Annotated in this window: 16 protein-coding genes; 8 read left to right on the top strand and 8 right to left on the bottom strand. The window is 74.3% G+C overall.

The window, feature by feature from the left end; all coding sequences use genetic code 11:
- Positions 1 to 60: 60 nt before the first annotated feature.
- Together AC4H2G_RS09470 and AC4H2G_RS09465 are read left to right on the top strand one after the other, a co-directional pair.
- Positions 61 to 2169, top strand: a complete 2109-nt coding sequence (locus tag AC4H2G_RS09470) for a glycosyl hydrolase (protein ID WP_494365503.1) — start codon at positions 61 to 63, stop codon at positions 2167 to 2169.
- A gap of 172 nt (positions 2170 to 2341) precedes the next feature.
- Complete coding sequence (locus tag AC4H2G_RS09465; protein WP_494365502.1) at positions 2342 to 3664, top strand: uracil-xanthine permease family protein; 1323 nt, start codon at positions 2342 to 2344, stop codon at positions 3662 to 3664.
- A gap of 158 nt (positions 3665 to 3822) precedes the next feature.
- Here the strand turns inward: AC4H2G_RS09465 and AC4H2G_RS09460 are convergent, their stop codons facing one another.
- The 4 genes from AC4H2G_RS09460 to AC4H2G_RS09445 all read right to left on the bottom strand — a co-directional run bounded on the left by AC4H2G_RS09460 (position 3823) and on the right by AC4H2G_RS09445 (position 6794).
- The gene (locus AC4H2G_RS09460) at positions 3823 to 4785 is read right to left on the bottom strand and encodes a type IV toxin-antitoxin system AbiEi family antitoxin domain-containing protein (protein WP_494365501.1); all 963 of its coding nucleotides are present in this window, start codon (positions 4783 to 4785) and stop codon (positions 3823 to 3825) included.
- Positions 4786 to 5126: 341 nt separating this feature from the next.
- On the bottom strand, positions 5127 to 5738 hold the full coding sequence (locus tag AC4H2G_RS09455) for a GNAT family N-acetyltransferase (RefSeq protein ID WP_494365500.1): 612 nt from the start codon (positions 5736 to 5738) through the stop codon (positions 5127 to 5129).
- Between the two features lie 83 nt (positions 5739 to 5821).
- Positions 5822 to 6472 (bottom strand): LytR C-terminal domain-containing protein, encoded by a 651-nt coding sequence (locus AC4H2G_RS09450; protein ID WP_494365499.1) that lies wholly within the window; start codon positions 6470 to 6472, stop codon positions 5822 to 5824.
- Between the two features lie 25 nt (positions 6473 to 6497).
- Positions 6498 to 6794, bottom strand: coding sequence for a type II toxin-antitoxin system VapB family antitoxin (locus AC4H2G_RS09445; protein WP_251149990.1), 297 nt, complete (start codon positions 6792 to 6794; stop codon positions 6498 to 6500).
- Between the two features lie 370 nt (positions 6795 to 7164).
- On the opposite strand from AC4H2G_RS09445, the gene AC4H2G_RS09440 reads away from it, so the two are divergent.
- From AC4H2G_RS09440 to AC4H2G_RS09415, 6 genes are all read left to right on the top strand, one after another.
- Positions 7165 to 7254, top strand: a complete 90-nt coding sequence (locus tag AC4H2G_RS09440) for a potassium-transporting ATPase subunit F (protein ID WP_494365498.1) — start codon at positions 7165 to 7167, stop codon at positions 7252 to 7254.
- A gap of 58 nt (positions 7255 to 7312) precedes the next feature.
- Entirely contained in the window at positions 7313 to 8968 is a 1656-nt protein-coding gene (gene kdpA, locus AC4H2G_RS09435; protein ID WP_494365754.1) for a potassium-transporting ATPase subunit KdpA, read from the top strand.
- A 233-nt stretch (positions 8969 to 9201) separates the two neighbouring features.
- Positions 9202 to 11493: a potassium-transporting ATPase subunit KdpB gene (gene kdpB, locus AC4H2G_RS09430; protein ID WP_494365497.1), complete on the top strand. Its 2292-nt coding sequence runs from the start codon at positions 9202 to 9204 to the stop codon at positions 11491 to 11493.
- 76 nt (positions 11494 to 11569) lie between these two features.
- Positions 11570 to 12298, top strand: a complete 729-nt coding sequence (gene kdpC, locus AC4H2G_RS09425) for a K(+)-transporting ATPase subunit C (RefSeq protein ID WP_494365496.1) — start codon at positions 11570 to 11572, stop codon at positions 12296 to 12298.
- Positions 12299 to 12334: 36 nt separating this feature from the next.
- Positions 12335 to 14995, top strand: coding sequence for a DUF4118 domain-containing protein (locus AC4H2G_RS09420; RefSeq protein ID WP_494365495.1), 2661 nt, complete (start codon positions 12335 to 12337; stop codon positions 14993 to 14995).
- Positions 14992 to 15696 (top strand): response regulator, encoded by a 705-nt coding sequence (locus tag AC4H2G_RS09415; protein WP_494365494.1) that lies wholly within the window; start codon positions 14992 to 14994, stop codon positions 15694 to 15696. The genes AC4H2G_RS09420 and AC4H2G_RS09415 overlap by 4 nt, the downstream gene beginning before the upstream one ends.
- Positions 15697 to 15735: 39 nt before the next feature.
- Here AC4H2G_RS09415 and AC4H2G_RS09410 read toward each other — a convergent pair whose 3' ends face one another.
- From AC4H2G_RS09410 to AC4H2G_RS09395, 4 genes are all read right to left on the bottom strand, one after another.
- A complete protein-coding gene (locus AC4H2G_RS09410) occupies positions 15736 to 17121 on the bottom strand; it encodes a TrkH family potassium uptake protein (RefSeq protein ID WP_494365493.1) in 1386 nt (461 codons plus the stop codon).
- 92 nt (positions 17122 to 17213) lie between these two features.
- Positions 17214 to 18011: an ABC transporter permease gene (locus AC4H2G_RS09405; protein WP_494365492.1), complete on the bottom strand. Its 798-nt coding sequence runs from the start codon at positions 18009 to 18011 to the stop codon at positions 17214 to 17216.
- A complete protein-coding gene (locus AC4H2G_RS09400; protein WP_494365491.1) occupies positions 18008 to 18772 on the bottom strand; it encodes an ABC transporter ATP-binding protein in 765 nt (254 codons plus the stop codon). The genes AC4H2G_RS09405 and AC4H2G_RS09400 overlap by 4 nt, the downstream gene beginning before the upstream one ends.
- Positions 18756 to 19409, bottom strand: coding sequence for a TetR/AcrR family transcriptional regulator (locus AC4H2G_RS09395; RefSeq protein WP_494365490.1), 654 nt, complete (start codon positions 19407 to 19409; stop codon positions 18756 to 18758). Before AC4H2G_RS09395 ends, AC4H2G_RS09400 begins: the two co-directional genes overlap by 17 nt.
- Between the last annotated feature and the right edge of the window lie 174 nt (positions 19410 to 19583).

Below are 19583 nucleotides of genomic sequence, written 5' to 3'. Positions count from 1 at the left end.
CGATCTCGCGGGCGGCGGCCGTTGCTCGCTCGCGCCGCGGGGGCCGCCGCCCTGGCCGGTGTGCTGGCGCTCGGTGGCTGTGCACTGTTCACGTCGGACGCCACTCCTGGCGCGACGGGCACGCCGGGGGCGAGCGACGCCGTCGGGCTCCCGACGGCGGACCGGACGGGGACGGCGCCCGACGTGGACCCCGCGATCCTGCCGCAGGAGTCCGTCGGGCCTGCACCGGCGATGCGCCTCGCAGACGGGCTCGTTCCCCCGACGAACCGCTGGTTCTCGGGGCTGGTGTTCGGCGAGGAGCCGCTCCCGGTCTTCCCGGTGCCGCTCGCGTTCGGGGTCACCGACGGCGGGTTCGGCGTCGGTCTGCCGGAGGTCCAGGTGACCGAGACGTCGATCCTCGGCCCGTTCGTACCCCAGGTCGGGGTCGACGTCGGGGCCACGACGTCGCGCGTGACGGCGTACGACACGGCGTCGGTGACGCTCGAGCTGCAGGACGTCTCGGGCGCGGCGCTGGGCAGCGTGCTGCTCGTCGAGGGATCACCCGTGCTGCGGTACACCGCGGCGACGGACCAGACGGCGGGCCTCACGCAGGCGTTCGCGGCGTCGGACGGGCTCGTGACGGCCGACGTCGACGGGCACGACTGGCTGCTCGTCGGACCGGACGGCCCGTCGGACGAGTCCGTGCTCGGCGACGACGGTCGCTCGCTCGACTTCGCCGCGGGGGAGTCGGTCGCCTTCCTCCCCGTCCCGGACGACCTGCCCGACGGATCGTCCGACGACCCCGCCGACGACGCGCTGACGACGCTCGCCGAGGCGGCCACCGCCCCCGTCACGGGGACGACGCTCGCCTACGGCGTGACCGACGACGCCGTGACCACGGCGATCACGTACGCGACGGACGCCGGTGCCGACGGGCCGGGGACCGTCGTCGTGCGCATGCCGCACCAGCGCGAGAGCGGCAGCGTCGACACCGTGACGTGCGACCTCGGGACGTACGCGACCGTGCGCGGGACCGTCGACGTGTGCACGGCGACCACCCTCGCGTGGGCGAGCCCCGCCGTCGAACCCGCCGGGACGCTCGACCTCTCGGTCCTCGACGCGGATGCCCAGGCCGAGATCGCGGACCAGGTGCGCGCCGACTGGGCGGCGCGCGAGCCGCTGCCGTCGGACACCTACTTCGGCGGCAAGTCGCTCGCGCGCGACGCGAACCTGCTCTCGCTCGCCGAGCAGCTCGGCGCCGACGAGGTGTCCGGGCCGCTCCGCGAGGAGCTGACCGCGGCGCTGCGCGAGTGGGCGGAACCGGACGGGTGCTCGGCGCGCGACGCGCGGTGCTTCGTCTACGACCCCGCCGTGCGCGGCGTGGTCGGGAAGACCCCGTCGTTCGGCTCGGAGGAGTTCAACGACCACCACTTCCACTACGGCTACTTCCTCTACGCGGCGGGCGTCGTGGCGGCGGACGACCCGGCGCTCGCGGCCGACCTCGCGCCCGTCCTCGACCTCCTCGCGGCGGACGTCGCGGCGGGAGCCGGGAGTGAGGACTTCCCGGCGCTGCGCGTGTTCGACGCCTATGCCGGCCACTCGTGGGCCTCCGGCTACTCGCCGTTCGCCGACGGGAACAACCAGGAGTCGGCGTCGGAGGCGGTGTCCGCGTGGAACGGGCTCGCACTGTGGGCGGCCGCGTCGGGGGACACCCCCGAGGACTCAGAGCTCGAGGCGCAGGCGCGCTGGCTCCTGTCCGCCGAGGCGGCGTCGGCCAGGGCCTACTGGACCGACTTCGACCGCGACGACCCCGCGATCGCCGGGTTCACGCCGAGCGTGACGTCGCTCGTGTGGGGCGGCAAGCGGGACTACGCGACGTGGTTCAGCGCCGAGCCGGGCGCCATGCTCGGCATCCTCGTGCTGCCGTCGCAGCCGGTGGCGGACTACCTCGCGGGCGACCCCGAGCGCATCCGGGCGAACCTCGACAATGAGCTCGCGGGCCCCCGCGACGACGCGGCGTCCTGGGACGTGATGTTCGGCGACCAGCTCCTCATGTACGCGTCGCTCGCCGGGCCCGACGACGCGGCGTCGGCTCTGGAGGTGGCACGCTCGCTCCCGGAGGAACGGATCGACGACGGCAGCACCCGCTCCTACCTCCTCGCGTTCCTCCTGACGCACGCCGCGGGCTGAGTGTCCCTGCCGAACCCCGGGTTGCGCGGCGATCGTCGGCCTGATCGGAGCGCAACCAGGGGTTCGGCGTGCTGCTGGCGAGGTGCCGCGCAGGCTCGGGAACGAAGCCGTGACGCGCGGGCACTACCCTGCTCCGGGGGTCTTCACACGAACTTCACGGACAGGAGAAGTCATGAGCGCCATCGGGTGGCGGGTGCACGGGAACGGCAAGACGGTAGCTCCGGGGGACGTCGTCGATCCTGACGAGCGGCTGTCCTGGCCGCGGACCATCGGCATCGGCATGCAGCACGTCGTGGCGATGTTCGGCGCGACGTTCCTCGTGCCGCTCATCACCGGGTTCTCCCCGGCGACGACGCTGTTCTTCTCCGCGATCGGGACCGTCGGGTTCCTGCTCATCACGCGGAACCGGCTGCCCAGCTACCTCGGGTCGAGCTTCGCGTTCATCGCGCCGATCGGTGCCGCGACCGCGTCGCAGGGGCAGTCGGTCGCGGTGGGCGGGATCCTCGTCACGGGCGTCGTGCTCGCCGTGATCGGTCTGGTGGTGCATCTCGCGGGCGCCCGCTGGATCGACGTCGTCATGCCGCCGATCGTCACGGGCACGATCGTCGCGCTCATCGGCCTCAACCTCGCGCCCGCCGCCTGGAACAACTACCAGCTCGCGCCCGTCACGGCGACGATCACCCTTGCGTCGATCATCCTCGTGACCGTGCTGTTCAAGGGCATCCTCGGGCGGCTGTCGATCCTCGTCGGTGTCGTGATCGGCTACGTGGCCGCCATGATCCAGGGCGAGGTCGACTTCACGACCGTGCGCGAGGCCGGCTGGTTCGGCCTGCCCGAGTTCGTCACGCCGACGTTCGACGTCGCGGTGCTCGGCCTGTTCGTGCCCGTCGTGCTCGTGCTGATCGCGGAGAACGTCGGTCACGTGAAGTCCGTCGCCGCGATGACGGGGCGGAACCTCGACGATCTCACGGGCCGCGCGCTGTTCGCGGACGGGCTCGCGACGACGTTCGCTGGCATCGGCGGCGGGTCGGGCACCACGACGTACGCCGAGAACATCGGCGTCATGGCCGCGACGCGCGTCTACTCGACCGCCGCGTACTGGGTCGCCGCCGCGACCGCGCTGGTGCTGTCGCTGTCGCCGAAGTTCGGCGCGCTCATCGCGACGATCCCCGCCGGGGTGCTCGGCGGCGCGACAACGATGCTCTACGGCATGATCGGCATCCTCGGAGCGCGGATCTGGGTGCAGAACCGCGTCGACTTCTCCGACCCCGTGAACCTCACGACCGCCGCCGTGCCGCTCGTCATCGGCATCGCGAACTTCTCCTGGGTCGTCGGCGACCTGTCGTTCGAGGGCATCGCGCTGGGCACCGCCGCAGCGCTCGTGATCTACCACCTCATGCGCAACATCGCCCGGTGGCGCGGCACGAGCCAGGAGCCCGCCAGCCCGGCGTCGGCCCCGGGCGGTGACGAGCCCGCGGTCCACGACGCGCGCTGACCCTGCCGAACCCCGGGTTGCGCCCCGCTCAGCCGGGTAGGGGCGAGGTAACCCGGGGTTCGGCCACGAGCACGCCGAACCCCGGCCTGTACCGCGCTCAGGGGCGTGAGGGAGTGACAACCCCGGGTTCGGCCCACGACGGGAACGTCGTCTCCCGCTCAGGCGGCCCGACGACGCGCAGCCGACCCCAGCGCGCGGCGCACCGTGCCGTGCGTGCGGCCTGGAACCGTGACGTCGTGCCACGTGAAGCGGAGCACCGCGGCGACGTCTCCGGTGACGAGGTCGTTGTGGCGTTCCCGGTCCGCGAACGCGGCGACGAGCGTGTCGTGGACCTCGGCGCCGTCGACCTCGGCGAGGAGCCACCGTCCGTCGTCGAGCCGCCAGCCGAGGTCGCCGCGGCGGGCCGCGCCGCTCGCGCCCACCAAGGGCACCTGCAGCACGTCGGGTGGGACGCCGCCGTCGTGGCAGTCGAGGCGGGCCCACGTCTCGAGCGGCGACTCGGAGCGTCCGTCCGCGAGCTCCCACCACGCGTGCGTGCGGGCGACGCCGCGTCGTCCGCGCGCGTGGTCGTGCGCCCGGTCCAGGCCGGCCGGATCGACGAGCCCGAGGTGGAGAGCCGAGTCCATCACGGACACGGCCGGTCCGCGGTCCAGCTCCGGCACCGCCTGCGCGAGCGCCCACTCCGGGCTGGCGACGTACCGGTCGCCGACCCGCGCGACCGACATCCCGTCGTCGAACATGCGCAGGACGACGCCGTCTCGCGACTCCAGCGCACGACCCCCGGGCAGAGCCGCCTGCGGGGTCACGCGGGTCGGTAGGCCGGTCACGCCGAGCAGTGCCAGCGCGCACGGTCCGACGGCAACGGCGTCCGGGCCGAAGGCGAGGAGCGCCGCCCAGGCGGCGCGTCGGCGTCGATGGTCGTGCGGCCGCTGGACGACAGCAGTCGTGTCGGTGTCGTACACGCCGCGGGTGATGCGTGACCACGTCCCCGCGCGGAGCAGGCGATCGACGACCGCTGGGCCGAGGCCGGCGTCGCGGCACTGAGCCGTGCTGACGAGGCGTTCCTGACGGGCGGCGACGACCAGGAGATCGTCAGGGACGGCGCGAAGCGGCGTGGGCATGGACGCATTCCAGCCGTCCGGGCGACGCCGAGAGCGTCTCGACGAGCGCGGCTGTGGAAGGGAACGTCGAATCCGGGACTGTGGACGCCCAGGACCGGCCTCCCGCCGTCGGGCCCGAATAATGCACCCCGACCCACGGGCGCCGAACCCCGGGTTGGCCCGCGATCAACCGCCTGATGACGACGTAAACCGGGGTTCGGCACCGACCGACGCCGAACCCCGGGTTGTGCCGCGATCAGGTCCGCGATGGCGACGCAACCCGGGGTTCGGCCGAGGGGGTGGCCGGTAACCCGGGTTTCGGCGTCGCCCGTGGCCCGCAACCCCGGGTTCGCGAGCGGACGTCAGAGCCGCAGGCCCAGGGTCATGCCGCCGTCGTCGCCGGACAGCTCGGTGAAACCGAGGTGCCGGTAGAACCCGACGGCGCCGACGTTCGCGTGCGCCACGCCCAGGTGGACGCCCGGGACGCCGTCGGCGCGCAGCGCGTCGAACAGGGTCTCGAGCAGCCGGCGACCATTGCCCCCGCCCTGCGCAGCGGGGAGGAGGTCGACGTGCAGGTGCGCGGGGAACGCGCCGACCACGTCGGGCTCCGGGCGGTGCGGCGCGTGGATCTGCCGCACGAGCGCCTCGTCCGCCGAGCCGTCGGGGAAGGAGCCCAGCGGGTAGCGCGCGCGCAACGGGGGCCACCAGTCGCGCTCGCACGCGGCGTCGAACGCCACGGTGTCCCGCGCGCCGACGACGTAGCCCACGGCACCCCCGCCGTCGTCCAGCACGAACGCGAGCCCCGGCTCCAGCGCGAGGTACGCCCCGAGGTAGACCTCGCCCAGCAGGCGCGGGTCGGCGTAGAGGCCGCTCGCGTCGGTGCCCGACGCGCCGGTGCGCAGGCAGACGTCGTAGAGGCGGACGACCTCCGCGGGGTCGTCGACGCGCGCAGGACGCAGGGGCAGGGGATTCATCAGGGGCAGCCGTTCGGGTGTCGCAGGGGTTGTCGGTGCAGCCGTTCGGGTGTCGCAGGAGGTACCGCCGCCGTGGCGGTCCGTCAGCCCTCGGCGGGCGGGACGGGCAGCGGGCGCGGCGTGATCTGGTCCACCGGCACGCAGCCCTCCGGGTTCTCCAGCGGGACGTCGGGGGTGATCCCGATCAGCTCGAGGTCCACGAGGTCCTCGAAGTCCGCGCCGACGTACAGCGTCACGGTGGTGTCCTGGCGGGTGTCGAGGACGAGCCCGGGCTCGGGGTAGTGCGCCCCGAGCGTGTAGGCGGGGGCGATGCCTCCCGCCCCGAAGTGGATCTGCGTGCGCGCGAGGGCGTCGGGCTCGCCGTCGCCGTCCAGGTCCTCGGCGTTCGCGACGCCGTCGATGGTGAACCCGCGCTCCGTGAGGACGTCCTGGTTGATGCCCGCGAGCGGCTCGTCCCGGCCCGACGCGTTGACGATCGTCACGTGCACGTCACCCGATGCCGCCGGGAGGGCGCCCTCGGGCAGGCACGGCACCTCGACGTCCGCGAGGGCGTCGACCACCTCCGGCGTGGAGAACGGCCGCGAGAACGGCGTGTCGATCGCCCCCGTGTACACCGCGAGAGCACCCAGCCCGGTGACGGCCAGGGCGGCGATGAGCAGCCCGAACACGACGGCCTGGCGCTCGTGGATGCGCCGGCGGCGCACGGAGCGGGCGCGGTCGGGCTCGGTGGTCACGCCAGAAACCTACCCGACGGCGCGCTCATCGGAGCGTCAGGACGCGAGCGTGCAGGATCGCGCGCTGCTGGAGCGCCGCACGGACGGCGCGGTGCAACCCGTCCTCGAGGTAGAGGACGCCGTCGTACTCCACCACGTGCGCGAAGAGGTCGCCGTAGAAGGTCGAGTCCTCGGCGAGCAGGGCGTCGAGATCGAGGGTGCGCTTGGTCGTCACGAGCTCGTCGAGACGCACCTGGCGGGGCGGTACGTCCGTCCAGTCCTTGACGCTCACCTTGCCGTGGTCCGGGTAGGGGCGCCCGTCTCCGACGGCCTTGAAGATCATGCGGCACATCCTAGGTGCCCGACGACGGTCCGCACCCCGCGCTTCCGCGAGCGGTCACGCGGTCGTCACGTTCTCCCCACGAAGCGTCCGGCAGCGCGGGCCGGACGCCGCCGGTCAGGATGCCGTCAGGGACCGGAGGCCGGGCGTCAGGGTTCCGTCAGGACGCACCCGGCGCGGGTGCCGGCGGACGTAGAACGGCAGGGAGCGCGGACGTCGCGCTCCGGCCGCCGCGCCCAGCGCGACCGGCCGCCCGTCGTCGCGAAGGCGTCCCGCTCATGGCCGACCTGGCCTACCTCCTCCTCACCGTCGCGTTCTTCGCCGCGGTCGCGCTCGTCGCGCGCCGGCACGGATCGTCGGGAGGCACCCGGTGATGATCCTCGACTGGATCGCGCTCGCCGCGATCGTCGGCACCCTCGGCTACCTCTTCGTCGCGCTGCTGCGCAGCGACCGGGCCCGGTGAGCGCGCCGTGATCACCGCTGCGACCACCGCTGTGACCACCGGCACGGACCCCGCGGTCGTGTGGGCCGCCGTCGGGCAGGTCACCCTGCTCGTCGTCGCGCTCGCCGCCGTGCACGCCCCTCTCGGCGCGTACATGGCCCGCGTCTACACGTCGACGCGCCACCTCGCCGTCGAACGCGTCGGCTACCGCGCCGCGCGCGTCGACCCCGACGCCGAGCAGACGTGGAGCACCTACCTCTTCTCCCTGCTCGGCTTCGCCCTCGTCTCCGTGCTCGTGCTCTACGGGCTCGGGCGCCTGCAGGAGCATCTCCCGCTCGACCTCGGGTTCACCGGGCTCGACCCGGCCGGCGCCTGGAACTCCGCCGTCTCGTTCGTGACGAACACGAACTGGCAGTGGTACTCCGGCGAGGCCGCGGCCGGTCACCTGCTGCAGATGGCCGGCTTCGCCGTGCAGAACTTCGTCTCCGCCGCGGTCGGGATGTCGGTGGCGATCGCGCTCGTCCGCGGGTTCGCACGCTCCGGCACCGACGCGCGGATCGGCAACTTCTGGACCGACCTCACCCGCTCCGTCGTCCGGATCCTCCTGCCGATCGCGTTCGTCGCGGCCGTGGTCCTCGTCGCCAACGGCGTGATCCAGAACCTGAACCCGCACACCGCCGTCGAGACGCTCGCGGGCGGGTCCCAGCACGTCCTCGGCGGACCGGTCGCGTCCCAGGAGGCGATCAAGGAGCTCGGCACCAACGGCGGCGGGTTCTTCAACGCCAACTCGGCCCACCCGTTCGAGAACCCCCACCCGTTCACCAACCTCCTCGAGATCTTCCTGCTGCTCGTCATCCCGTTCACGCTGCCCCGCACGTTCGGGCTCCTGGTCGGCGACCGTCGCCAGGGCTGGGCGATCCTGGGCGCGATGGGCGCACTGTTCACGGTCGCGCTCACCCTCGTGACCTGGTCCGAGCTCGCCGGCCCGGGCGCCGCGCCCCAGGCCGCGGGAGCCGCCATGGAAGGCAAGGAGACCCGGTTCGGGCTCGCGGCGAGCGCCTTGTTCGCCACCGCCACGACCGGCACGTCGACCGGTGCGGTCAACGCCATGCACGACTCGCTCACCGCACCGGGCGGGGGAGTGGTCCTGTTCAACATGCTCCTCGGCGAGATCGCGCCGGGCGGTGTGGGCGCCGGCCTTTACGGGATGCTTGTCCTCGCGATCGTCGCCGTGTTCGTCGCCGGGCTCATGGTCGGTCGCACGCCCGAGTACCTCGGCAAGAAGATCGGCCGCCCCGAGATCACGCTCGTCGCGCTGTACATCCTCACGACGCCCGCCGTCGTCCTCGTCGGCACCGCGCTGTCCGTCACGCTGCCCGCCGGCCTCGCCGGCCAGCAGGAGACCGGTCCGCACGGCCTCACCGAGATCCTCTACGCGTTCGCGTCCGCGGGGAACAACAACGGGTCCGCGTTCGGCGGGCTGACCACCGGCACCCCGTACTACAACACGCTGCTCGGCCTCGCGATGCTCGTCGGCCGCTTCGTGCCCATCGCGCTCGTCCTCGCCCTCGCCGGCCGGCTCGCGAGCCAGAAGGCCGTCCCCGCGTCGGCCGGGACGCTCCCGACGCACCAGCCGCTGTTCGTCGGCCTGCTCGGCACCGTCGCGCTCGTCGTCGTGGGCCTCACCTTCATCCCCGTCCTGTCCCTCGGTCCCGTCGTGGAGTCCTTGTCATGAGCAGTTCTCGTCCTCGATCCGACGCCTTCCGCGAGTCCCCCTCCGGTGGCTCGCTCACCTCCGCGTCCGCCTCCCCGGGAGGGGCGGCGGGTCTACCGTCCGCGCCGCTCGTCCCTCGCGGCGCTCCCGCCAGTCCCGCCACGACCCGCCGCCCCTCCCGGTCCGGCGGCCGCTCGTCCGTCGCCGCGGGTGTGGTCGGGGCCGACGGCGACGGGTCGGCTTCCGGTGGTGCTGTGCCCGACGGCGGTGGGTCGGGTTCCGGTGGTTCCACGCCCGACGGCGGTGGGTCGGGTGCGGGCGGTCCCGTAGCCGACGGCGGTCGGTCGCGGCTGGCGCGGGCGCTCACCGGGGCGCAGGTGCGGGCGGCGCTGCCGGCCGCGGTGCGCAAGCTCGACCCGCGCGTGCTGTACCGGTCGCCGGTGCTGTTCGTCGTCGAGCTGGGGGCCGTCGCGACGACCGTGATAGCGGTCGTCGAGCCGACGGCGTTCGCGTGGTGGATCACCGCGTGGCTGTGGGCGACGGTGCTGTTCGCGACGCTCGCCGAGTCGGTCGCGGAGGCGCGCGGCAAGGCGCAGGCGTCGAGCCTGCGCGCGACCCAGCGCAGCACGACGGCGCGGCGCGTCGTCTCGGCGAGCGCCGCCGGTTCGGTCACGGACGCGGCCGCTGCGGGGCGACTGCACGCGCTGCCCGTGACCGAGGTGGCGTCGTCGGAGCTGCGCGTGGGCGACGTCGTCGTGGTCGAGGCGGGCGAGACGATCCCCGGGGACGGCGACGTCGTCGAGGGCGTCGCGTCGGTCGACGAGTCCGCGATCACCGGGGAGTCCGCGCCCGTGATCCGAGAGTCGGGCGGTGACCGGTCCGCCGTGACGGGAGGGACGGTCGTCCTGTCCGACCGGATCGTCGTGCGCATCACCGCGCCCGCGGGACAGACGTTCGTCGACCGGATGATCGCGCTCGTCGAGGGCAGCGAGCGCCAGCGGACGCCCAACGAGATCGCGCTGAACATCCTCCTGACGTCGCTGACGATCGTGTTCGTGCTCGCCGTGGCGACGCTCCAGCCGTTCGCCGCGTACTCCGGGGCGAAGCAGTCGCTGGTCGTGCTCGTCGCGCTGCTCGTGTGCCTCATCCCGACGACGATCGGCGCGCTGCTCTCCGCGATCGGCATCGCGGGCATGGACCGGCTCGTGCGGCGCAACGTGCTCGCGATGTCCGGCCGGGCGGTCGAGGCCGCGGGCGACGTCGACGTGCTCCTGCTCGACAAGACCGGCACGATCACGCACGGCAACCGGTTCGCGACCGAGCTCCTGCCCGTCGGCGGCGTCTCGGTGGACGAGCTCGCGGCGGCGGCGCGGCTCGCGTCGCTCGCCGACGAGACGCCCGAGGGCCGCAGCATCGTCGACCTCGTGGAGCGCACGTACCCCGGTGCGGGCCTGCCCGACGACGCGGGCGACCTCGCCCGGACGGGCGACCCCTCGCCGTCGGGCACGAGCGGGAGGGGCGACGAGCTGGCGGGCGCGACGCTCGTCGCGTTCACCGCGCAGACGCGCATGTCCGGGGTGGACCTGCCTGTGGACGCGCCTGTGGACCTACCTGTGGACCCGTCTCGTGCGGGCGGCCCGCGGCGTCTGCGCAAGGGCGCTGGCAGCGCAATCGAGCGGTGGGTGCGCTCGACAGGCGGCACGCTCGCGGGCGGCGCGGCCGAGGTGCTGGCCGCCCACGTGGACGCCGTGAGCTCGCAGGGCGGCACGCCGCTCGTCGTCGCGGAGCAGGTCGGCGACGGGCCCGCCCGAGTGCTCGGCGTCGTCCGTCTCAAGGACGTCGTCAAGGACGGGCTGCGCGAGCGGTTCGACCAGCTGCGAGCCATGGGCATCCGCAGCGTCATGGTCACGGGCGACAACGCCGTGACCGCGCGCGCGATCGCCGCCGAGGCAGGCGTCGACGACGTCCTGGCCGAGGCGACGCCCGAGGACAAGCTCGCGCTCATCCGGCGCGAGCAGGAGGGCGGACGGCTCGTCGCCATGGCCGGCGACGGGACGAACGACGCGCCCGCGCTCGCGCAGGCCGACGTCGGCGTGGCGATGAACACCGGGACGACCGCCGCCAAGGAGGCGGGGAACATGGTCGACCTCGACTCGAACCCGACGAAGCTCCTCGAGATCGTGGAGATCGGCAAGCAGCTGCTCATCACGCGCGGCGCGCTGACCACGTTCTCCGTGGCGAACGACGTCGCGAAGTACTTCGCGATCCTCCCCGCCATGTTCATGGGCGTGTTCCCCGCGCTCGGCGTGCTCAACGTCATGCGCCTGTCGAGCCCCGAGTCGGCGATCCTCTCCGCGGTGATCTTCAACGCGCTGATCATCGTCGCGCTCGTCCCGCTCGCGCTGCGCGGTGTGCGGTACCGGCCGGCGTCCGCGTCGTCGATGCTGCGCCGCAACCTGCTGATCTACGGCGTCGGCGGGCTCGTCGCTCCGTTCGTCGGCATCAAGCTCGTCGACCTGCTGGTCTCCCTCCTCCCGGGCTTCTGACCGGAACCTCCGGCCGGTACAGCCGCCGGTACAGCCCGCCACCCACGACACACCACACGACATCGAAGGACTCCTCATGCCCAGCACCTCGCCCACCCGTCCCGACGGCGGCCCCGCGGGAACGCCCCGCGCGTCGGTCGGCGGCGGCGTCGTCTCGCTCACCCGGCAGTCGTTCGCCGGGCTGCGCGTCCTCCTCCTCCTGACCCTGCTGCTCGGCGGCCTCTACCCGCTCGCGGTGCTCGGCGTCGGCCAGCTCGGGTTCGGCTGGCAGGCGAACGGCTCGCTCGTGCGGGCCGACGGCTCGCACGCGTCCGGGGTCGACGACGCCGCTCCCGACGGCGCGCCGGTCGTCGGGTCGGCGCTCGTCGGCCAGGACTTCGGCGAGCCAGGCGCCGACCCGCAGTGGTTCCACGGGCGCCCGTCGGCCGCGGGCGACGGGTACGACACCCTCGCGTCGGCGGGCTCGAACCTCGGTCCGAACAACCCCGACCTCGTCGCCGCGATCGAGGAGCGCCGGGCCGCGGTCGCCGCGGAGGACGGCGTCGACCCGGCCGTCGTCCCCCCGGACGCGCTCACGGCGTCGGCCTCGGGGCTCGACCCGCACGTCTCCCCGGCGTACGCCGACCAACAGGTCGAGCGCGTCGCCGAGGCCCGCGGGCTGGACGTGGCGGAGGTCCGCGCACTGGTCGAGGCCGAGGCGGCCGGGCGCGTGCTCGGGGTGCTCGGCGACCCGCGCGTGAACGTCCTGTCGCTCAACCTCGCGCTCGAGCAGCTCGACACGTCGGGCGCCGCGGGCACCCCGTGATCGCCGCACCCGTCCGCGCCGTGGTGGACTGCACGCATGGACGCTGAGCAGCCGCGCCGAGGTCGTCTCTCGGTCTACCTCGGCGCGGCGCCGGGCGTCGGCAAGACGTTCGCGATGCTCGACGAGGCGCACCGACGTCGCGCCCGCGGCACCGACGTCGTCGTGGGGCTCGTCGAGACCCACGGACGCGACGCGACCGCCGCGAAGATCGGTGACCTCGAGGTCGTGCCGCGCCGCGTCGTCGGGCACCGCGGCGTGGAGCTCACCGAGCTCGACGTCGCCGCGGTCCTCCTGCGCCGCCCGGACGTCGTGCTCGTCGACGAGCTCGCCCACACCAACGCCCCCGGGTCCCGGCACCCCAAGCGGTGGCAGGACGTCGACGACCTGCTCGCCGCGGGGATCGACGTCGTGACGACCGTCAACGTCCAGCACCTCGAGTCGCTCACCGAGGACGTCGAGGCCATCACGGGCGTGCGGCAGCGCGAGACCGTGCCCGACCACGTGGTCCGCGAGGCCGACCAGATCCAGCTGGTCGACCTCTCGCCGCAGGCCCTGCGGCGCCGCCTCGCGCACGGCAACGTGTACCGGGCCGAGCAGATCGACGCGTCCCTGTCGTCGTATTTCCGCGAGGGCAACCTCACGGCCCTGCGCGAGCTCGCGCTGCTGTGGCTCGCCGACCGCGTCGACGACGCCCTCACGCGCTATCGCGCCGACCACGCGATCTCGGGGACGTGGCCCGCGCGCGAGCGGGTCGTCGTCGCCCTCACCGGCGGTCCCGAGAGCGCGACGCTGCTCCGTCGCGGCGCCCGGATCGCCGAGCGCGCCGCCGGGTCCGAGCTGCTCGCCGTCCACGTCCTCGCGACCGACGGGCTGGCCGCGGCGTCCCCCGCGGCGCTCGCGGCGGACCGCGAGCTCGTCGAGTCGCTCGGCGGGACCTTCCACACCGTCGTCGGGGAGGACGTGCCGTCCGCGGTCGTCGACTTCGCGCGCGGTGTCAACGCGACGATGGTCGTCGTCGGGGTCTCGCGGCACTCGCGGTGGCGGGAGGCGCTGCTCGGCTCGACGAGCGCCGAGATCGCCCGGCTCGCGGGATCGCTCGACGTGCACCTCGTGACGCACGAGCGGGCGCGGGCGGGCCGGGTCTCGCGGCGCGCCCTCAGCCCGCTCTCCGCCCGACGCCGCGTGGCCGGCTGGGTGCTCGCCCCGACGGCGCCCGCGCTGCTCACCGCGTCGTTCGTCGCCACCGAGGAGCTCGTCGGCCTCCCGACGCAGATGCTCGTGTTCCTGGCACTCACCGTCGGGGTCGCCCTGGTGGGTGGGATGTGGCCTGCCCTCGCGTGCGCCGTCGTGTCGTTCCTGTGCATCAACTGGTTCTTCACGGCGCCCACCGGTCTGCTCACCGTCGCCGACCCGGAGAACCTGCTCGCGCTCCTGCTGTTCGTGCTCGTCGCGGTCGCCGTCGCGTCGGTCGTCGACCTGTCGGCACGGAGGTCCGTCCAGGCGTCGCGCGCGCGGGCCGAGGCGTCGACGCTCGCGGCGTTGTCCCGCTCGGTGCTGTCGGGGGAGGACACCGCCGACGCCGTCGTCTCGCGGCTCGCCGAGACGTTCGCCCTGCGCCGGGTCGCGCTGGAGGAGCGGGCAGGCACGGGAGCCGGCGGGGGCGGTGCGGCCGCCGGGTGGTCGACGATCGCCGAGGCGTCACGTCCGGTCGTCGAGCCCGGGCGCGACGTCGGGGGCCGTGCGGCGCGCGAGGCGTACGGGCGGGGCGGCCGCCAGGGCAGGCCCGACCCCCGCGGCGACGACGACCGGACGCTCGTCCGGATCGACGACGACCGCCGTCTCGTGCTCGACGGGCGTCCGCTGCCCGCCGGCGACCGGCAGGTGCTCGACGCGTTCGGCGCCCAGGCGGGGATCGTCCTGGAGTACCGGCGACTGCGCGAGCAGGCGGCCCGAGCGGCGGTGCTCGCCGAGGCGGACGCGACGCGCACGGCCCTGCTCGCCGCGGTCTCGCACGACCTGCGGACGCCGCTCGCCGCGATCCGCACCGCCGTGGACGGGCTGCGTCTTCCGGACGTCGCGCTCGCGCCCGAGGACGAGGACGCGCTCGTCGAGACCGTCGCGACCGCGACCGGGCGGCTCGAGCAGCTCATCGACAACCTGCTCGACCTGTCGCGACTCCAGACGGGCGCCGTCGTCCCGGTGCTGCGGGCCGTGTCGCTCGACGAGGTCGTGCCGTTCGCCGTCGAGCCCGCGACCGACCGCGTCGAGCTCGCCGTGCCCGACGACCTGCCCCTCGTGCGCACCGACCCGGGCCTGCTCGAACGGGTCGTCGCGAACGTCGTCGCGAACGCAGTGCGCTTCTCGCCGGGCGACGTGCGCGTCACGGCGTCGGCGTCGCGGGACGGCGTCGAGCTGCGCGTCGTCGACCGGGGTCCGGGGCTGGACGACTCCGCGAAGCAGCGCATGTTCGAGCCGTTCCAGCGGCTCGGGGACACGAGCGGGAGCGGTGTCGGGCTCGGGCTCGCCGTGGCGCAGGGCTTCGCGCGGGCCGTGGGTGCGACGATCCTCCCCGAGGACACCCCGGGCGGTGGCCTGACCATGGTCGTCACGGTCCCGTTGGCGGGCCCCGGGCCGTGGGGCGTGCGTGAGGCCGGGACGTCGGCCGAGGACGAGGCCGAGGACGAGGAGGTGCGATGAGCGCGGAGCGCGACGGGGTCGGCAACCGGGTGCTCGTCGTCGACGACGACCCGGGACTGCTGCGGGCCATGGAGATCACGCTGCGCGTGCACGGCTGGGACGTCACGACGGCGGCGACGGGCCGCGGGGGGATCGACGCCGCGGCGACGACCCACCCCGACGTCGTCCTGCTCGACCTCGGCCTGCCCGACGTCAGCGGGATCGACGTCATCACCGCGGTCCGCGGCTGGAGCCGGGTGCCGATCATCGTGCTCTCGGCGCGCCAGCTCGGCGACGACAAGGTCGACGCGCTCGACGCCGGCGCGGACGACTACGTGACGAAGCCGTTCGCGATGCCCGAGCTCATGGCGCGGCTGCGGGCGGCGGTGCGCCGCGCGTCGAGCGAGCCGGTGCCCGACGACCCGGTCGTCGAGGCCGGGGACCTGCACATCGACCTCGCGCGCCGCCAGGTGCAGCGCCGCGGCGAGGACGTGCGCCTCACCCCGACCGAGTGGGCGCTGCTGGAGCTGCTCGTGCAGCACCGGGGACGCGTCGTCGGGCGCGAGCAGATGCTGCGCGAGGTGTGGGGGCCCGCGGCGACGCGCGACACCCACTACCTGCGCGTGTACGTCGCGCAGCTGCGGCGCAAGCTCGAGGACGACCCGGCGTCGCCGCGGCACCTCCTCACGACACCGGGCATGGGCTACCGGTTCGAGGTCTGAGCCGACCCCGTGGGGCGACCCGGCGCCGTCTGGCACGGGTCACCCGATCACCGCGGCGCTCTCCGGGTGACGGAAGAGCCGCGGCCGCGACCGGAGCGCGAGCGCCGAGCCGAGCGTGATCGGGCCGAGCCTGCCCAGGAACATGAGGCCGACGAGGATCAGCTGGTGCGGGGCCGCGAGGTCCGCCGTGATGCCGGCCGACAGGCCCGTGGTGGAGAACGCCGACGTCACCTCGAAGAGGATGCGGTCGAGGCCGAACGGCGACGTCGCGGTGATGACGAGCGTCGAGAGCAGGACGGCGGCGACGCCGAGCAGGGCCACGCTGACGGCCTGTCGCTGCGTCGCGGCGGCGACGCGCCGGTCGAACGCCGTGACGTCGGGGTCGCCGCGCAGCTCGGACCAGATGACGAACGCGAGCACCGCGAACGTCACGACCTTGATGCCTCCCGCGGTGCTCGCGCTGCCCCCGCCGATGAACATGAGCACGTCCGTGCCGAGCCACGTCCCGCTGTTCATCTGCGAGGTGTCGAGGGAGTTGTAGCCGGCGGTCCGCGCCATGACGGACTGCGTGAACGCGGCGAGGACCCGGTCGCCCACGCCGAGCGCGCCGAGCGTGCGGGGGTTCGCCCACTCCGCGACGAGGAAGAAGAGGGTCCCGCCGGCGAGCAGCACGCCGCTCGTGAGGAGGGTCAGCTTGGTGTGCAGGCTCCAGCGCGACGCGCCGGTCCGGCGTCGGCGGGCGCGGTAGAGCTCGAACAGCACGGGGAACCCGATGCCGCCGAGGATCACGGCGAGGCACAGCGGCACGCACATCCACGGGTCGCCGACGAAGCCGATGAGCGAGTCGGAGTACAGCGCGAACCCGGCGTTGTTGAACGCCGAGACGGCGTGGAAGAGGCCGTGCCACAGCGCTTCGCCCGGCGTCATCCCGTACCCGACGACGAGTCGCGCGGCCACGAGGAGCGCGACGACGCCCTCGACGGCGACGGTGACCCGCAGGACGCCGACCAGCACGGAGCGCACGTCGCCGAGCCCGACGCTGCGGGTCGACGCCGCGGCGACCAGGCGCGTGCGCAGGTCGAGACGGCGGGAGACGAGCAGCCCGAGCAGCGACGCCGCCGTCATGACGCCGAAGCCGCCGAGCTGGATGAGCACGAGTATCACGACCTGACCGAACGGGGTCCAGAACGAGCCGGTGTCGACCACCGCGAGACCCGTGACGCACACCGCCGACGTCGCGGTGAACAGCGCCTCGAGCGGCGTCGCGAGCCGGTCGGTCGTCGAGACCGGGAGCAGGAGCAGCACGGCCCCGACGACGATCGCTGCGGCGAACCCGCCCACGACCAGTCGACCGGGACGGGTCCCCTCGGACCGGTGCGGCGTGCGGCGCGGCGAGGGTCGTCGCCAGGACGGGAGCAGGTGCACCCGTCCGGTCTACCGGGCCGCGGAGGCCCGCGCGGCGATCTTGACGGGATCCTGATGCCCGACGCGTCGCACCGGTTCGTCGGTGACCGCCGTCAGCGGGCGGTCAGCTCGGCCCGGTCCCACCACCACGCCGTCGCGAGCCACCCCGCCACGGCGACGAGCGGCGCCGTCGTGAGCTGCACGACCGACACGGTCACGTCGGCCCCGCCCATCCCGAGCCACAGTCCCGGGACGGCCCAGGGGAACCAGGGACCGGCACCGGTCAGCGTCACCACCTGGGTCACGATGACGACGCCCAGGACCGCGCCGACGCCGGCGAGCGCGTCGCGCCCCCAGGTCGCGACCAGGCCGAACGGCAGCGCGGTGAGCGCGGCCAGGACGCCGCCGAGGGCGGCGCGAGCGGCACCGGGCCACGGCGTGCCGGCCCCTGGGGACGTCGCGGCACCGAGGACCAGCGCCACGACGACCGAGGCGAGGCTCGCCGTGACGGCCCACACCAGGACCGCGAGGAGCTTGGCCGACGCGAGCTCCGCCCGGGACGCGCGACCCATGAGCAGCGGCTCCACCGTCCCGTCCGTGAGCTCTCGCCCGAACGACCAGCTGACGACGAAGCCCGTCGCGAGCAGCGCCGCCACCGCGAGCACCTGTCCGGTGAGCCCTGTCACGGCGTCCCAGCCGGTTCCCGGGACCATCGGCCGCACCTTGAGGGCGAGCGTGCTGTCGCCGCCGTGCTCGGCCGCGGCCGCGAAGCCGACCGCCAGCAGCGGCACCACGAGCACGACGACGGCCGTCGCGACGCGGACGACCGTCGAGCGCACGAGCTGGAGGAGCTCCGCACCGAGAGCGGCGCTGAAGGTCGCGGGGCCGGCCTGGGACCGGGCCGCGCTCACGGCGTCGCCTCGCGGACGGCGTCGGCGTTCGACGCGGCGTGCACGATGTCGAAGAACTGGCGCTCGAGGTCGACGCCTCCCGGCGGGAGGGTGCCGGCGACGCGTCCGTCGTGGACGACCGTGATCGTCGACGCGGTGCGAGCCATCTCGTCGAGGTGGTGGCTCGACACGAGCACGGCCGTGCCGCCCGCGGCACGCCGTAGGAGCGTCTCGCGGACCTCGATGACGCCTGCCGGGTCGAGCGCGCTCGTGGGCTCGTCGAGCACGAGAAGGTCCGGGTCGTGCACGAGCGCCGCCGCGAGCGCGAGGCGCTGGCGGTTGCCGTCGGAGAGCGTCCGCGCGCGGCGGTCCGCCCAGCGGTCGAGGGCGAGGGACGCGATCATCTCCGCGGTACGCCGGTCCGCGTCCTCGCGCGTGCACCCGTGCAGGCGGGCCGCGGCACGCAGGTTCTCGTGGACCGTCAGCTCGCCGTAGGCGCGGCCGCTGCCGACGTGGCCGACCCTCGCCCGGACGCCCGCGGGTGCGCGCCAGGCCGGCACGCCCCAGAGCTCGGCCGTGCCGGAGCCCGGTCGCAGCAGCCCGACGAGCAGCCGCAGCAGCGTCGACTTGCCGGCCCCGTTGAGGCCCACGAGCGCGTGCACCTCGCCGCGGTGCACCTCGAGGTCGACTCCCCGCACGGCCCGCACGTCGCCGAACGACCGCGCGAGGTCGACGGCGCGGAGGACCGGTCGGTCGTCCGCCGGCTCACGCACCGTGCTCACCGGCGCCGTGCGTCGTGGCGGGCGCGAGAGCCGTGCCGCCCGCGGTCGCGTCGGCCCGGGTCGCGGCGGCGAGCGTGGGGGCGAGCACGTCGAGCGCCCGGTCCAGGACCGCGGACAGCTCCTCGTCGTCGGTGTCCGCCCAGTGCAGGAGCGCGGCGGTCAGTGCGGCGAGCGTCGCGCCGACGGCGGCGCGCGCCTCGAGCGGGTCGCTCCCGTCGGCGACGAGCCGCTCCACGACCGCGTCCTCCGTGCGCGCGTTGTTCTGCCAGACGGCGCCGCGCAGCGCCGGCGTGCGTGCGACGACCCGGGTGCGGCGCCGGACGACGTCGACGGCCTCGGGAGGGATGTCGCGCCAGGCGGAACGCAGCCCCGCGACGGTCCGACGCAGTGATCCCTCGGCGCGCGGCTGCTCGGCGACGGCGGCGACGAGGAGCGGGTCGTACGGGTCGTCGAGCACGACGCGTTCCTTGGTGCCGAAGTGCCGGAAGAACGTCATCTCGCTGACCCCGGCCGCCGCCGCGACCTGGGCGACGGAGGTGGCGTCGTACCCCTGGCGTTCGAACAGGTCGAGCGCGCAGGTGACGAGGGCGTCGCGCGTACGGCTGCGGCGTCGGGCGGCCGGGCTGTCCTTGAGCATAGGACTGATGTTAGTGACTAACATGGAGACGGTCCAGTGCCGACGCCTGGTGGTCGGCACCATCGACGGCCTGACCCTTGCTGAGCAGCGATGACCTCGTGGCGGTGCCGTTCGAGGCACGCCCGTTCGACGCGACGGCGTGGAGACGGTGTGGCAATGTCGTGACGACGGCGG

It is taken from the genome of Cellulosimicrobium sp. BMG9.23, assembly GCF_059159985.1.
The sequence above is the reverse complement of the archived record's forward strand: the minus strand, read 5'-3'. Positions and strand labels throughout refer to the sequence as shown.